Below are 15,311 nucleotides of genomic sequence, written 5' to 3'. Positions count from 1 at the left end.
TCTAGCTCAAATTGGCAGGATGGCAAGCTGCATGAAGCGCCAGGAAAGCGCTACGGGCGGTTGCGGCCGGGCTGTGGCGGGTCGCGGGGATACTAAGGAAAACCATGATAGAAAGCTTTCCCAAAACGCCTAGACTGTAACCAAACGTAACTAAGTGTTGCTAATTCTGATTACGGGGATGATTAACGGGGCCGCGCCAGATTGGGCGCACACTGATGAGAACGTGGTGAAGTGAAGCCGCGCATATGGAATGGCCGCAGAGCAATCTGCGGCCATTTTTTTCTTTGCTGCCGGGTTTGCGCAGCCGCTGTAGTTTCCGGCGGCAGCAAGCCCCGGCGTCAGCCGCGGCTCAGGCAGCGCCTTAGTGGCAGCGCTTTTGCCAGTGGCCATGAACCTTTACTTTGTGGCACACCGGATGGTGTTCCTCGGCGGAAGCCGGAGCGATGACGCCAATAGTGACGGCGGCGAGCGTGATGGCAAGCAAAATTTTCTTCATGGGGTTTTCCTGGGTCAGATCGACCTTGTTGGTGAACGGCCCGCTATCTTAGCCCCAGTTGTGGAACGTTAATGTTAAGGAATTGCAAAAACCTGACCGGCCGGCTTCATGGCCGGCCGAAGCAAGAGGGGCCGAACGGCTCAATGCCCCTGACCGTGTCCGCCGCCGCCACCGTGCCAGTTACCGCCGCCACCGCCGTGGCCACCGCCACCATGCCAGCCACCGCCACCGTGCCAGCCGCCGCCGCCATGCCAGTACCGGCCGCCATGCCCGTAGTAACAGCAACCGCCGCCGCCACCCCAGATGCTGACCGAACCGTAGGCCGGTGCGTATCCATAGCCGTACCCATAACCGTAGTCGGGATAGTAGGCTTGTCCGTAGTCCGGGTAGGCCGGCCCGTCGTAGTACGGATATCCGTAACCTGGCGCGACGGCGCAGCCGGCCAGAACTGCCACCACCCCGAGCGCCGCAATTAGGCGAAGCATGATTGTCTCCCTCGATTCTCTTAAGAAAGAAACGCGCTCGCCAAGTTCCAGAACAATTGTGTCCACCGTTTACAGAAACAGTGGACGTGGGTCGTGAGGGGGGTGTGTCAGTGCGCCGGAGCCAAGGCACTCATTACGCTTCGAGCGCGAGCGTCGCAAAGGTTGCGAGCCAGTGCTCTCCCATGTAGTCGCCGGCCACATGCGCGAGCGCGCTGTCCAGATGCCGCTCGGCCGCTTCGTTGAGCAGCGTGCGACGCGCGTCGTCGTCCGGCAGCGCGCGGGCGATCGAGCGCTGACACCATGCGCGGCTCAGATTGAGGCCGTCGAGGTGAGCGATCTTGCCGTCGCTGCGATCGGTCACGGTGACCGGTTCGAACAGGGTGGCCGGTTTTTGCGCGGCGAGCTCCGGTAGAAATGCGTCGAACCATGTGGCGAATTGCGCGCCCGGCAGCACGCGCCGCATCAACTCGGCTTCCATCAACGACGGCGAGAGGAATTCATCTCCCGCCGGTTCCCACGCCTGACACGCGACGTCATCCAGATACCAGCGGCGCGCGGTTTCGATCACCAGCGCCGCCAGCGATTCATGTGAGGTTTGCCGTGCGAAGTCGAGCGTCAGGGCGAGCGCAAACGCCATGTTGAAATGCGTGCCCACGCGTAGCGGATAGGTGGCCTTGGGCAGAAACTCTTCAAAGCGTTCGATAAAGACTTCGGTTAGCGGTGCGAAGGTTTCGCTCCAGCGCGCGGCGTGGGGATGCTTGCGCAGCTTCAGCGCGTCGATCTGTGCGGATAACGCCAGCAGCCAGCCCCAGCCGTACGGCCGCTCGAAGCCGCGATTTTGCGGCAGGTCGAGATAGGCGCGCTCGCCGGCTACATTGGCTTCGGTGAAATGCTCGTCGACGACGGCGACGATGCGCGCTGCCTCGGGCAATCCGGGAAAGCGTTCGAGCAGATGGAGGATAAGCCAGTAGCCGTGCACGCAGGAATGCCAGTCGTAGCTGCCGTAGAAGATCGGGTGCAGTGCGCGTGGTCCCTGGACGTCTTGCGGACCTTCAAGCGAATGCGTCAGCTTGTTCGGATACTCGCGGGTGAGGTGATCCAGCGCCAGATTGGCGAATCTGGATGCGATAGCGGGGGTGAGTTGGGCAGTCATGGCGTCTCGCCTGTAGCGGGTCGGAAGCGGAATATGAAGAGATACATCAGCACGGTGTTGACGGTCAACAGCAGTAGTGCGGTACGTCATTGTGCCTTGATCACGCCGTTCCGGTTCTTCAGTTCGAGCGAGGCGACCCGCGCCAATGGGGGCGCGGGTCCGTTTTGCCGAGTGACAGCTACAGCAGTTCGCGAATCCGGTGATACAGCATCCCAAGCTCAAGCGCCGGTCCGCGCAACGCCGGCCCACCCGGAAAGCGCGTATGACGCAGCCCGGCGAACAGATCGAATGCCGCTGTCTCACCGGCAATGGCCTGAGCAATGACGCGCCCGGCAATCCCGGTCAACGCCACGCCATGCCCGGAAAATCCCTGCACATAGAAGTAATTCGGATCGATCGAGCCGAAATCCGGCGCGCGATTGCGCGTGACATCCACGAAGCCGCCCCAAGCATATTCGACCCGCGCATCGGCCACTTGCGGAAACACGTCCACCATCCGCTTGCGAATCTGCTCGGACAATTGCGCAGGCGACGCACCCGTCGAACTGGCGCGGCCGCCGAACAGCACACGGTGATCTGCCGAGATGCGGAAGTAGTCGAGGAAGAAATTGTTGTCGCACACGGCTTCCCGTCTGGCGATCAAGGCGGACGCACGCGCTTGCCCGAGCCGCTCGGTGGCGACGATATACGACGCGATCGGCGCGATCCGCGCCGCGACCGCCGCGGGCAGCACATTGCCGATGGTCGCGTTGCCGCACGCAGCGACAAAGCGGCAACGCACTTCACCAGTCGCAGTCCGCACGACCGGCCGTTCGCCGCGCACCACTTCAACCACCGGCGAATGCGCGAACAGCAACGCCCCTTCGCGCCGCGCCGCTTCGGCAAGACCCAGGCAATATTTCAGCGGATGCAGATGCCCGGAGAACGGATCATAGACGCCGGCCAGATAACGCTCCGATGCGACGCGGGCGCGGATCTCGTCGGTGTCGATCCACGAAAGCTTCGTATAGCCCCAGCGCGACGAAGCATCGTCCATCCACGAGCGCAGATCGGGCACGCGCTTCGGTTTGGTCGCGACGGTCAGATAGCCCGGTGTGAAATCGCAATCGATCCCATACCGTTCGATGCGCTCGCGCACCAGCGCCACGCCTTCCACGGACATTGCCCAGGCCGCGCGTGCCCCATCGAGCCCGAGCTGCCTTTCGATGATCTCGTCTTTGGCGAAACCCACCAGCGTCTGTCCGCCATTGCGCCCCGACGCACCCCAGCCGGGACGGTGCGCATCGAGCACGATCACCGATATGCCGCGCGCCCGGCACTCGAGCGCAACCGAGAGCCCGGCAAAACCCGCGCCGATCACGCAGACGTCGGCTTCGAGTGCGGCATCGAGCATCGGATCATCCGCGAATGGGCGCACGGCGCTCGCTTCGTAATAGGAGTCGCGGATCAGTGCATCCGCACGGCGGTCGAGACTGTCAGCCATCAAAGCAGGTCCTTCATTCGGTACCAGGCCATCGCGAGCACGAGGGCAGGGGTGCGCAGTGTAGCGCCACCCGGAAAATCGCGGTGGCGAATCTTGCCGAACAGGTCGAAACGCGAGGCCTGGCCGTCGATCGCCTCGGCGATCAGCTTGCCTGCCAGTCCCGTGGTATTGACGCCGTGACCGGAGAAGCCTTGCGCGAAGTACACAGTGGGCGAGAGGCGTCCGAAATGCGGCGCGCGGTTCATCGTGATATCGACGAAACCGCCCCACGCATAGTCGACCTTGACGTCGGCCAGTTGCGGGAAAGTCTTCAGCATATCGCGCCGCATTGCTTCGCCCAGATCGCGCGGCGCAAAGGTCGAATAACTGACCTTGCCGCCCCACAACACGCGGTGATCCGGCGCGGGGCGGAAGTAGTCGAGCACGAACCGGCTATCGCAGATGGCGGCTTGCGCCGGCATCAAGGCCCGCGCACGCGCGGGGTCGAGCGGCTCGGTGGCAATCACATACGTGCCGACCGGCATGATCTTGCGCGCGAGCTCAGGTGCCAGCGCACCCAGCCAGGTGTTGCAGGCGAGCGCAACGAATTGCGCCTGCACCTCGCCATGAGCGGTTTCGATCACATGTCCATTGCCCTCGCTACGCATCTGCGTCACGCAACTGTCTTCGAAAATCTGCACGCCCGCTGCGCACGCCGCACGCGCGAGGCCAAGCGTGTAATTGAGCGGATGCAAATGGCCGCTGTCCGGATCGAACAGGCCGCCCAGATAGCGTGTCGACTGCACGTAGTGGCTCAGGCCGTCTTGCTCGATGTAACGGAAACGGTCGTAACCGAAGCGCGTGTGTGCTTCATCGCGCCATTGCCTTAGCGCTGCGGCATCGCGCGGTTTGTTCGCCGCATGAAAATAGCCGAACTTGAGATCGCAGTCGATCTGATGTCTGGCGACGCGATCCCTGACGATATCCAGCGTCTCGAGTCCCATCTCCCACATACGTTTGACGTCTTCGGCGGGCATGTGCTTCGCGAACGTATCCATATCGCACGCAAAGCCGCCGATCAACTGGCCGCCATTGCGCCCGCTCGCCGCCCAACCGACTTTCGAGGCTTCGAGCACCGCAACGGAATAGCCGCGTTCCGCGAGGTTGAGCGCGGTCGAGATGCCGGTGAGGCCGGCGCCGATCACGCAGACATCCACCTTCAATGTGCCGTCGAGCGGGGCATGACGGGTCGTATCGTTGAGCGTCGCGGCGTAGTACGACGCGGCATGGGGCTGGTTCGAGAACCGGAGCATAGGCAGAAAACACAATAAGGGCCGAGGCGCGACACCTCGAGGCAGGCAATCGCGCTTCGGCGGTACAGGTTAGAACGCGTAGATGAACTGCGTGGCCAGCATGTCGTTGGACTTGCTATAAGAGCCATCGTTGCGCAGGAACGTATCCTGGGTGGCCCAGTCGTGCCGGTATTCCACCTTCACCGTGATCTGCTGGGTCGGATAGAACAGCAGGTCCAGTGCGACGTCCTGGTGGACGGCGCCCTTGCACTCGAAGCCCAGGCCACCGTTCGCCTTCGAATTCGCGAGGCAGCTTGCACCGATGCCAAAACCGTCTGCCGTGTCCATACCGTTCGAGTTCAGCGCGATGCCACCGCCGCCGCCGCCGTTCTTGGTGTCGGCGAGCAGGTCGTAACGCGCCGTCACACCCATGCGGCCCACCGTCGGCAAAGTGAACTTGCGGTGCGCGAGCAGCGAGATGCCGTACCACTGCGCCTGGCCGCCGTTGAATGCAGCGTTCTGTTGCTGACCGTAGTCGAGCTCGGCGTTGTACTGGACGTCCGCGAGCGTGTAAGCGGCATCGGCTTCAGCGAAGAAGAAAGTGCCAAAGGCGCTTGGCGCTGCACCGCCCACGCCGTACACCGGATTGCCGTTGGAGTCGAGTCCGGAGGCGAGCGTTTGCCGGCCGATGTTGAACGAGCCGCCCAGATCCAGCGCGCTAGACCACGTGTAGTCGACCCGTGCCGTGAAAGTGGGGATCTTGTTGCTGCTGGTGATCGGATCGCCCAACGCGTTGGTGCCCGTCTGCACCACGGAACCATACGTGCGGTACTGTTCGTTGCCCAGCATGAATTTCCACGCCCAGTTGCTGCCGTCGCCCGTGTAGTTCACACCTACGCCAACATAGCTGCCCGGATCCGAGAAGTCATACAGCAGGTTGTGCGTGAGCGTGGTCATCTGGTTCGACTGCTGCACTTCATAGCCGCCGAAGCTCGGCATCAAGCCGGCCACGAAGGTCGTCGTCGCCGTCACCGGTACCGTCACGACTGCCGTGTTCAGGATGTTGTCGCTGATCGTACCGTGCTCGTTCTGCAGCAGCGTAATGCCGTTGCCGCGGTTCGGCATCAGCGTGATTTCGGCCGACGGCGCCATCGGGCCGACACCGAAAGTCTTCTTGATGTCGAGGTAAAGATCGCCGAACGTGCTGTTGAAGTAGTTGTAGCTGCTTTCGTGGTTCGCGAACAGGAACGACGAGGTGCCTGGCGCGCGGTTATAGACATAGGTCGGATCGATATAGCCGGTGATCGAGAGACCTGCGATCGGACCGGTGTTCTGCGCATCCACCAGCGAATCGACCTTCAGCTGCTGGTTGGCGATCTGCTGCTTCATCGAGTCGACCTGGTCGTTGGTCAGCGTCGCTTGCGACTTGCCGTAGTCAGGCGACGAAATGTCCACCGGGGCTGCGGCCACGGCAGGTGCCGCGGCCGGCGCTGGCGCCGGTGCGGCGGCTACCGCCTTGGGTTTGGCTGCGACCTCCGAGCGCAATTGCTTCACTTCTTTTTGCAAGGCGTTCAGCTGGGCCTGAAGCGCCTTGATCTCATCGCTGGTGGCGTCCGCCATGGCAACGCCAGGCAGACTCCCCGCCACTAGCAGGCAGATGAGTTTCTTTCTCATGCACATTCTCCTTGTTGGTCGTATTGCCAGGAACTGCTTAAACTCGGACGGTACCGAGCGACTTGCGCACGGCGGCGGGTTGAGGGGTAACGGTTGCTGCATCGGCGGCTTCGGCAACGGCAAACGCCATTTGCATATCGCGGGTGCGCTTGCGTTCGCGAATCTGCATCCAGCGGTTCACTGCAATCACACCGATCGTTACAACCGTGATGAAGATCGTTGCGAGCGCATTCATTTCCGGATTCAGACCGAGACGTACTCGCGAGAACACGACGAGCGGCAGCGTGGTGGAACCGGGACCGGAAAGGAACGCGGACAGCACCAGGTCGTCGAACGAGAGCGTGAACGACAGCAGCCAGCCGGACATCAGCGCCTGCGAGATCAGCGGCAGCGTGATCAGGAAGAACACCTTGAACGGCGTTGCGCCGAGATCGAGCGCGGCTTCCTCGAGCGACTTGTTCAGCTCCTTGACGCGTGACTGCACGATGATTGCGACGTAGGAGACACACAACATCACGTGGCCGATCCAGATCGTGAACAGGCCACGGCCCTTTGGCCAGCCGAGCATCTGTTCGAGCGCGACGAACAGCAGCAGCAGCGAGATGCCCTGAATCACTTCAGGAATCACGAGTGGCGCGTTGATCATCCCGGCGAACATCGTGAAGCCGCGAAAGCGCCCGAAGCGCGCGAGTACGAAACCCGCCCACGTGCCGATCACGACCGAGGCGCATGCCGTCAACAGCCCGATCTTCAGCGACAGCCACGCCGCGCTGAGCAACTCGTCGTCCTGCAGCAGCGCCCCGTACCATTTCAGCGAAAAGCCGGACCACACGGTGACGAGCTTCGACTCGTTGAACGAGTACACGACGAGGCTGATGATCGGGATATAAAGGAACAGGAACCCGAGCGTCAGGACGGTGTTGGAAAGCTTTCTGTTCGGCCGGATCATTTCGCGCCCTCCAGTTCCTTGACCTGGTAGTACTGGAAGACGGCCATCGGCACGAGCAGCAGCAGAACCATCGCGACCGTGACGGCGGACGCCATCGGCCAGTCCATATCGTTGAAGAACTCGTCCCACATCACGCGGCCGATCATCAGGGTGTCTGCGCCACCGAGCAGTTCGGGGATCACGTATTCGCCCACTGCGGGGATGAACACCAGCAGACTGCCGGCGATGATGCCGTTCTTCGACAGCGGCAACGTGATGCGCGTGAAGGCGGTCCACGGCTTGGCGCCGAGGTCGTAGGCGGCTTCGAGCAGCGTCAGGTCCATCTTCACCAGGTGCGCATACAGCGGCATCACCATGAACGGCAGATACGAATAGACCATGCCGATATAGACCCCGATATCGGTGTGGTATAGCCGCAGCGGCGAGTGGATCATGCCGATCGCCATCAGCGTGTGATTGAGCAGGCCGTCGTCCTTCAGGATGCCTATCCATGCATAGACGCGGATCAGGAACGAGGTCCAGAAAGGCAGCATCACGCCCATCATCAGCAGATTGCGTTTGGCCGGCTCCGAACGCGCAATGTAGTACGCGATCGGATAGCCGATCAGCAGGCAGAAGAAGGTCGAGATGGCCGCCATCTTCAGGGAACTGATGTAGGTCGCGATATACAGGTCGTCCTGCAGCAGAAACGCGTAGTGACCGAGCTGGATCGCCAGATGCACGACACCGTCTTTCATGCTGACGAGGTCGGAGTACGGTGGAATGCTCAGGCGCAGATCGGCGAAACTGATCTTCAGTACCAGCACGAAGGGCAGTGCGAAGAACAGCGTTAGCCAGATGAACGGTACGCCGATCACCGTTGTGCGGCCCGACGGAAGCAGGGCGCTCAGGCGCTTCAGCAGCCGGGTGAGGGTGCCGGGCGCCACGGAGGAGGTGGAGACGGATGGTGTCATTGCGTCACCACCACGCCGCTCGCCGGCGACCAATGGACGAACACGTCGTCGTTATAGGCGGGCGCCCCTTCGCTCATCAGGTGCGAGCTGGACAGGTTCGACACCACGGTCTTGCCGCTCGGCAGGCGTACGTGATACAGCGAATAGCTGCCCATGTAAGCGACATCCGAGACGACTCCACGAGCCCAGTTGTGCGGCGTGCCCGGCTTCTCGAGCGAAACCCTGACGCGCTCCGGGCGTACCGAGATGCCCACCGGCATGCCGAGCGGACCCGTGATGCCGTGGCTCACATACATGCGTGCTTCGAGATCCTCGCTTTCGACGAAGATGTGATCGGGCTCGTCCTCCACCACCACGCCTTCGAACATGTTGGTCGTGCCGATAAACTCGGCCGAGAAGCGGCTGTTCGGAAACTCATAAACCTGGGAGGGCGTACCAATCTGCACGATGCGGCCTTCGCTCATCACGGCGAGGCGCCCGGCCATGGTCATCGCTTCTTCCTGATCGTGGGTCACCATCACGCAGGTCACGTCGACCTTCTCGATGATGTTGACCAGCTCGAGCTGGGTCTTCTGGCGGATCTTCTTGTCGAGCGCGGACATCGGCTCGTCGAGCAGCAGCAGCTTGGGACGCTTGACGAGCGAGCGGGCCAGCGCCACACGCTGCTGCTGGCCACCCGAAAGCTGGTGCGGCTTGCGGCCTGCGAACCGGCTCATCTGCACGAGATGCAGCGCATCGGCAACGCGTTCCTTGATTTCGTTCTTCGGCGTGCCTTCCTGCTTGAGGCCGAAGGCGATGTTCGACTCCACGCTCATATGGGGGAACAACGCATACGACTGGAACATCATGTTGACCGGGCGCTTGTACGGCGGCATCGCCGCGAGATCTTCGCCGTCGACGAAGATGCGTCCCGAGGTGGCCGTTTCCAGCCCGGCGAGCATGCGCAGGAGCGTGGACTTGCCGCAGCCCGAGCTGCCGAGCAGTGCGAAGAGTTCATTCTTCGCGATGGTCAGATTGACGTTATCGACAGCGGTGCTGTCGCCGAATTTCTTTACGACGTTTTCGATGCGGACAAATTCGTCGGACTTGCTTTTAGTCGTAACCGCGGCTTTTGCAGCATTACGCGCCGCCTGGGCGGCGCTATTTGAGGTCGTCGAGTTCATGGCGTAACCATTCCTTGCGGATCGCGGGCGTAAGCGTCCCCGTGTGGGGCGCGCGGGGCGGCTCACAAAGGTCTGCTGCGATCGGGAAACATGGGACTGCGCTTGCAAGGCGCAGGCTGACTGCCTTATTGCCTGATTCAGGCGGAGAGGGATCGAGCGATCCCTGCTCCGCGGTTATATCCGCTGATATGCGGTGTCTAAAGATTAGTGGCCGGTTTTGAGCTGAGCCCAAAGACGGTTTTCGAGGCGCAGAATGTCGCTCGGCATCGGCTTCATCAGCGTCATCTTGCTCAATACGTCGTCACCCGGATAAACAGTGGTGTCCTGAGCGACGCCCGGCGTCACGAACTGACGTGCAGCCTTGTTGGCGGTCGGGTAGAAGACTTCGTTGGTGATCGCGGCGTTGACCTTCGGATCTTCGATGTAGTTGATCCACTTCAGTGCGGCTTCAGCGTGCGGCGCATCCTTCGGGATCACCATCACGTCGAACCACAGCAGGCCGCCTTCCTTGACGTTGGAAAACTTGACCGTGTACGAGCGCTTCGCTTCAGCGGCACGGCGGCTGGCGATGCCGACGTCGCCCGACCACGCCACGGCGACGCAGATGTCGTTGTTAGCGAGGTCGTTGATGTAACCGGAGGAGTTGAACTGGGTGATATACGGGCGGACTTTCTTCAGCACTTCGAAGGCGGCCTGATAGTCAGCCGGGTTCGTGCTGTTCGGATCCTTGTGCATGTATTGCAGCACGGCAGCGAACACGTCGACAGCCTGGTCGAGGAACGACACGCCGCAGCCCTTCAGCTTGGAGAGGTTGGCCGGATCGAACACCAGCGACCAGCTATCCACCGGCGCATCGGCGCCGAGTGCCTTCTGTACGGCTTGCAGGTTATAGCCTATGCCGTCGGTGCCGTATGCCCAGGGCACGCCGTACTGGTTGCCGGGGTCGGCGTCGGTAATCATCTTCATCAGAACCGGGTCGAGGTTCGCCAGGTTCGGCAGCTTGGATTTATCCAGCTTCTGGTAGACGCCGGCCTGAATCTGTTTGGCCATGTAGTTGGACGTCGGCACCACGATGTCGTAGCCCGAGCTGCCTGCGAGCAGCTTGGCCTGCAAGGTATCGTCGCTGTCGTAGTTGTCGTACTTCACGTGGATGCCGTCCTGCTTCTCGAAGTTCGGAATCGTGTCTTTGGCGATGTAGTCCGACCAGTTGTACACGTTCAGTTCCGTGTCGGCCGCAAGCGCCGGTGAGACCGACAGCGCAGTAAAGCTCGTGACGGCGAGAAGCGCGGCCCCCGCAACCGCATGTCGAAGATGACGTCCAGTATGACTAGCGCTCATGGCGTTTTTCCCTTGAAGTTAGAATCCCGGCATGGGCGCGTGTCATGGTTGTTGCGCCCGGGCCGGAAAAGAACTGCCGTTACGAAATTCCGAGTTGTTGTGCGGTCGCGTCGATGGCTTTTTTCGCCTTCGACACGATCTCGTCGATTTCCTGCTTCGTGATCACGAGCGGTGGCGACAGCAGCATCCGGTCGCCGCTAGCGCGCATGATCAGGTTGCCGTTGAAGCAGAAGTCGCGGCAGATGGTGCCGACTTCACCTCCATTGGCAAAACGCTTGCGCGTTTTAGGCTCCTGCGCGAGTTGCAGACCGGCTACCAGCCCAGCGCCGGAGATATCGCCGACGATCGGATGGTTCGCGAAGGCCTCGCGCAACTGCTTCTGGAAGTACGGACCGGTGTCGGTCTTGACGCGCTCGACGATTTTCTCGTCGCGCAAGAGCTTCAGGTTGGCGACCGCCACCGCTGCCGCAACCGGATGGCCCGAGTAGGTGAGGCCGTGATTGAAGTCGCCGTTTTCGACAATGACTTTGGCGACGCGGTCATGCAGGCCGACCGCGCCCATCGGCACATAGCCGCTCGTCAAGCCCTTGGCGAGCGTGATGAGGTCGGGCTCGAACTCGAAGTGCTGATGTGCGAACCATTCACCGGTGCGCCCGAAACCGCCGATCACTTCATCTGCCACCAGCAGGATGTCGTACTTGCGGCAGATGCGCTGGATTTCCGGCCAGTAAGTCGACGGCGGGAAAATCACGCCCCCCGCCCCCTGGAAAGGCTCACCGATAAACGCGGCGACGTTCTCCGCGCCGATCTCGAGGATCCTGGCTTCCAGCTGCTGTGCGCGGGCGAGACCGAATTCTTCCGGCGTGAGATTGCCCTCGGCTTCGCCGAAATAATACGGCTGGTCGATGTGAACGATGTTCTCGACTTTCGACGGCATCTGCTCATGCATGTAGCCCATGCCGCCGAGCGTGCCGCCGGCGATTGTCGAACCGTGATAGCCGTTCTTGCGCGAAATCACGTACCTCTTCGCGTGCTTGCCCTGCGTGGCCCAGAACTGATGGACGATGCGCAGCACGGTGTCGTTGCCTTCCGAACCGCTGTTGCAATAGAAGAAGTGATTGAACGGAGCCGGCGCCAGTTCCGCGAGCAGCGCCGACAGTTCGATCACCGGCGGATGCGTGGTCTTGAAGAAGGTGTTGTAGTAGGGCAGCTCCAGCATCTGCCGGTAGGCGGCGTCGGCGAGTTCCTTGCGGCCGTAGCCGACGTTCACGCACCACAGACCCGCCATACCGTCGATGATCTGGTTGCCTTCGGAATCCCATACATACACGCCCTTGGCCTTGACGATCACGCGGCTGCCGGCCTTGTTGAGCGAACCCATGTCCGAAAACGGGTGAATATGGTGTGCCGCGTCGAGCGCGCGATACTCAGCAGTGCTGCGTTGTTGCGATACCTGCGCGAACGCCGCCGGCTGGGCCGGTTGCACGTACGCGACTTCTTCTGTTCTGTAGCTCATGTTGCCTCCAGTTGTTCTCTTGGCTTACGCACGTCTTAAACGTGCAGCAGCAGGTGCCGGCGTTCCCACGAACTGATCACGCGGAAAAACGCTTCATACTCGGTTTCCTTCAATGCCAGATAGGCCTTGACGAATTTCTCGCCGAGCACTTCGGCGATCGGTTCGCACCCGCCCATCAGCGTCAGGCCCTCTTCGAGATTGCGCGGCAATTGATAGGGCAGTTCGTAGCCGTCGCTGATCAGCGGCTCGGTAGGCCGCAGATTTTGCGTCATGCCGAGGTAGCCGGCCGCAAGCGTTGCGGCAATGGCGAGGTAGGGATTGCAATCCACGCCTGGAATGCGGTTTTCAATGCGCCGTGCAGCCGGCCCCGAATGCGGAATCCGGAAGCCCACCGTGCGGTTGTCGTAGCCCCACGCCACGTTGATCGGAGCCGCCATAAAACGCGACAAGCGGCGGTAGGAGTTGATGTACGGTGCGAAAATCGGCATCAACGCGGGCGTGTATTTCTGCAGGCCGGCGATATAGCCGTCGAATAGTTGCGTGGGCTTGCCGTCGGGGCCAGTGAACAGGTTGTGCCCGCTCTCCTCGTCGACGAGGCTCTGATGCATGTGCATCGCCGAACCCGGCTCGCTTTCCATCGGCTTGGCCATGAACGTCGCATACATCTTGTGACGCAGCGCGGCCTCGCGCACCGTGCGCTTGAACAGAAACACGCTGTCCGCGAGCTTGAGCGGGTCGCCGTGCATGAAGTTGATTTCCATCTGCGCCGCGCCGACCTCGTGGATCAGCGTGTCGACTTCGAGCTCCTGAATGTCGCAATACTCATAGATGTCTTCGAACAGCGGATCGAATTCGTTGACCGCTTCGATCGAGTACGCCTGGCGGCCCGTCTCCGGACGGCCGGTCCGGCCGATCGGCGGTTGCAGCGGCAGATCCGGATCCTTGTTCATGTCGACCAGGTAGAACTCGAGTTCCGGCGCAATAACCGGCTTCCAGCCGCGGGCCTTGTACAGTTCAAGCACCTGGCGCAGTACCCGGCGCGGCGAGATGGCGACCGGTGTGCCGTCGAAGTGCACGCAGTCGTGAATCACCTGCGCGGTGGGATCGACTGCCCACGGAATCAGGCGGATGGTCGAAGCGTCGGGAACGCAGACCATGTCGGGATCGGTGACGCCGGTCAGTGAACCGTCCTCCGGATAGTCCCCTGTGACGGTCTGGATCATCACCGCTTGCGGCAGGCGCATGGATTCCCCGGATTCGAACTTGCTGCGCGGAATGATCTTGCCGCGCGCGATCCCGGCCATGTCGGGAATGATTGCTTCGATCTCGGTGATGCGGTGTTGCTTCAGAAATTCGTCGATGTCTTGCATGATTGTTCTCTCAGTTTTTGCGCGGACCAGCTCAGGCGTGCGTGGCGGCGGATGCCGCGCCATGGCCGGCCCTGGTGCGCATTCGATCGCGGCATGCATCGCCGAACGCCCGGAAGATCGCGGTGGACAGCGCGTCGTTCGCGTGCTTCCACTCGGGGTGCCACTGCACACCCAAAGCGAAGGCACGCGCATTCCTGACGCTCACCGCCTCGATCAGTCCGTCCGGCGCAGTGGCTTCGGCCACGAGGCCGTTGCCTAGCCGCTCGACGCCTTGTCCGTGCAAGGAATTCACACGTGCCTCATTCGCTCCCGCTGCAAGGCGCTGCAGCAGGCCGCCCTCGGTCAGCGCGATGGAATGCGACGGTGCGTATTGCACGTCCAGTTCGTCTTCCTTGTTCTCACGGTGGTCGTTTAAACCTGCCACCGCGTGAACGCTTTGATGCAGCGTCCCGCCGAACACCACATTCATTTCCTGAAAGCCGCGACAGACGGCGAGGACCGGCACACCGGCGTCGATCGCTGCGGCGAGGAGCGGCAGCGTCGTCGCGTCGCGTGCAGCATCGTGCAGCGTGCCCGGTACGCTGGGCTCGCCACCGTAATGGTGCGGCTCGACATTCGAATAGCTGCCGGTAAACAGCAAGCCGTCGACCGTCGCCAGAATCTCGGCAGCGGCCTGACGGTTGCCGAGCGCGGGCAGCAGCATCGCCAGCGCGTGTGAGCCGTCGACGACAGCGGCGATATATTTCTCGCCGACCGTGTGCGACGGGTGCACTCCCGTCATCGTTCTGTCGGCGCTAATGCCGACCAGGGGTCTGGTTCGCATGACTAAATGAATGGACGTGTTTATTCCCCGCGGGACGCGGCGCGAACAACGTTAAAACAGGCGCGGCACGATTCCGCAGCCGTGCGCAGGGCGCAAAGCCACCGGAAGTGCAGGCGGAGGTCGTTAGCGGACCATGCCGCGCATTGCTATCAGGAAAGCCGTTCGGTTCAGCCCATTACCTGGCGCAACGGATACGAATGCGCAGACAACAGACGAAACGATGCACGCACAAGCGCTGGCGCCGGTAAAGGCACACGCATACGCTCAGGCAAACAGGTGAACCGAACGGTAAATAGAGAGGCGCTAGGGCAGCAGGGAAGCGACTTCGTCGGTGCGTACGGCGATGAAAGCGCGCGCAGAGACGGAATTGTGGCGTCGGACAGAACGGCGGGACAGGATCGTGAAGACGGACAGAAAGCGGCGAAACGCAAGGCTGCCGTTGCTGCCGTCGGCGATGGTGCCTTCAGGACGAAGACATCTCGCCTGACTGCGTTCCCACCTAACCAAAGGGCCTCGGACTCTCACGATTACACTCGACTAGCGACGTTGAAAGTATTGAACGCCTCGTTCAGAAACGCACAGGGCGTTTAAAGAAACGTGACGCGGGTTGATCGCCTGGTGCCGCAGCGAAACTGCT

General features: G+C 61.6%; 14 protein-coding genes. All 14 read right to left on the bottom strand.

Annotation, left to right across the window (positions count from 1 at the left end):
* Positions 1-361 precede the first annotated feature (361 nt).
* Positions 362-496 (bottom strand): hypothetical protein, encoded by a 135-nt coding sequence (locus P3T17_RS30715; RefSeq protein WP_429285813.1) that lies wholly within the window; start codon positions 494-496, stop codon positions 362-364.
* Positions 497-636: 140 nt separating this feature from the next.
* Entirely contained in the window at positions 637-981 is a 345-nt protein-coding gene (locus P3T17_RS30710; protein WP_429410339.1) for a hypothetical protein, read from the bottom strand.
* A gap of 133 nt (positions 982-1,114) precedes the next feature.
* Entirely contained in the window at positions 1,115-2,134 is a 1,020-nt protein-coding gene (locus P3T17_RS30705) for a DUF2891 domain-containing protein (RefSeq protein ID WP_429410337.1), read from the bottom strand.
* 178 nt (positions 2,135-2,312) lie between these two features.
* Positions 2,313-3,617: an NAD(P)/FAD-dependent oxidoreductase gene (locus tag P3T17_RS30700; protein WP_429410335.1), complete on the bottom strand. Its 1,305-nt coding sequence runs from the start codon at positions 3,615-3,617 to the stop codon at positions 2,313-2,315.
* Complete coding sequence (locus tag P3T17_RS30695; RefSeq protein WP_429410333.1) at positions 3,617-4,909, bottom strand: NAD(P)/FAD-dependent oxidoreductase; 1,293 nt, start codon at positions 4,907-4,909, stop codon at positions 3,617-3,619. Before P3T17_RS30695 ends, P3T17_RS30700 begins: the two co-directional genes overlap by 1 nt.
* Before the next feature lie 69 nt (positions 4,910-4,978).
* Complete coding sequence (locus P3T17_RS30690; protein ID WP_429285808.1) at positions 4,979-6,562, bottom strand: DUF3138 family protein; 1,584 nt, start codon at positions 6,560-6,562, stop codon at positions 4,979-4,981.
* 37 nt (positions 6,563-6,599) lie between these two features.
* Entirely contained in the window at positions 6,600-7,511 is a 912-nt protein-coding gene (locus P3T17_RS30685; RefSeq protein ID WP_074268845.1) for an ABC transporter permease subunit, read from the bottom strand.
* Positions 7,508-8,464, bottom strand: coding sequence for an ABC transporter permease subunit (locus P3T17_RS30680; RefSeq protein WP_429410331.1), 957 nt, complete (start codon positions 8,462-8,464; stop codon positions 7,508-7,510). Before P3T17_RS30680 ends, P3T17_RS30685 begins: the two co-directional genes overlap by 4 nt.
* Complete coding sequence (locus P3T17_RS30675; RefSeq protein WP_074268843.1) at positions 8,461-9,627, bottom strand: ABC transporter ATP-binding protein; 1,167 nt, start codon at positions 9,625-9,627, stop codon at positions 8,461-8,463. Before P3T17_RS30675 ends, P3T17_RS30680 begins: the two co-directional genes overlap by 4 nt.
* A gap of 204 nt (positions 9,628-9,831) precedes the next feature.
* Positions 9,832-10,965: a polyamine ABC transporter substrate-binding protein gene (locus P3T17_RS30670; protein WP_074268842.1), complete on the bottom strand. Its 1,134-nt coding sequence runs from the start codon at positions 10,963-10,965 to the stop codon at positions 9,832-9,834.
* A gap of 79 nt (positions 10,966-11,044) precedes the next feature.
* Complete coding sequence (locus P3T17_RS30665; RefSeq protein ID WP_429285805.1) at positions 11,045-12,481, bottom strand: aspartate aminotransferase family protein; 1,437 nt, start codon at positions 12,479-12,481, stop codon at positions 11,045-11,047.
* 35 nt (positions 12,482-12,516) lie between these two features.
* Positions 12,517-13,851, bottom strand: coding sequence for a glutamine synthetase family protein (locus P3T17_RS30660; protein WP_429410329.1), 1,335 nt, complete (start codon positions 13,849-13,851; stop codon positions 12,517-12,519).
* Positions 13,852-13,882: 31 nt separating this feature from the next.
* Complete coding sequence (locus P3T17_RS30655) at positions 13,883-14,674, bottom strand: gamma-glutamyl-gamma-aminobutyrate hydrolase family protein (RefSeq protein WP_429410327.1); 792 nt, start codon at positions 14,672-14,674, stop codon at positions 13,883-13,885.
* A gap of 303 nt (positions 14,675-14,977) precedes the next feature.
* Complete coding sequence (locus P3T17_RS30650) at positions 14,978-15,199, bottom strand: hypothetical protein (protein ID WP_429285803.1); 222 nt, start codon at positions 15,197-15,199, stop codon at positions 14,978-14,980.
* Positions 15,200-15,311 lie beyond the last annotated feature (112 nt).

It is taken from the genome of Paraburkholderia sp. GAS82 (assembly GCF_050436285.1).
Taxonomy (GTDB): domain Bacteria; phylum Pseudomonadota; class Gammaproteobacteria; order Burkholderiales; family Burkholderiaceae; genus Paraburkholderia; species Paraburkholderia phenazinium_B.
The sequence above is the reverse complement of the archived record's forward strand: the minus strand, read 5'-3'. Positions and strand labels throughout refer to the sequence as shown.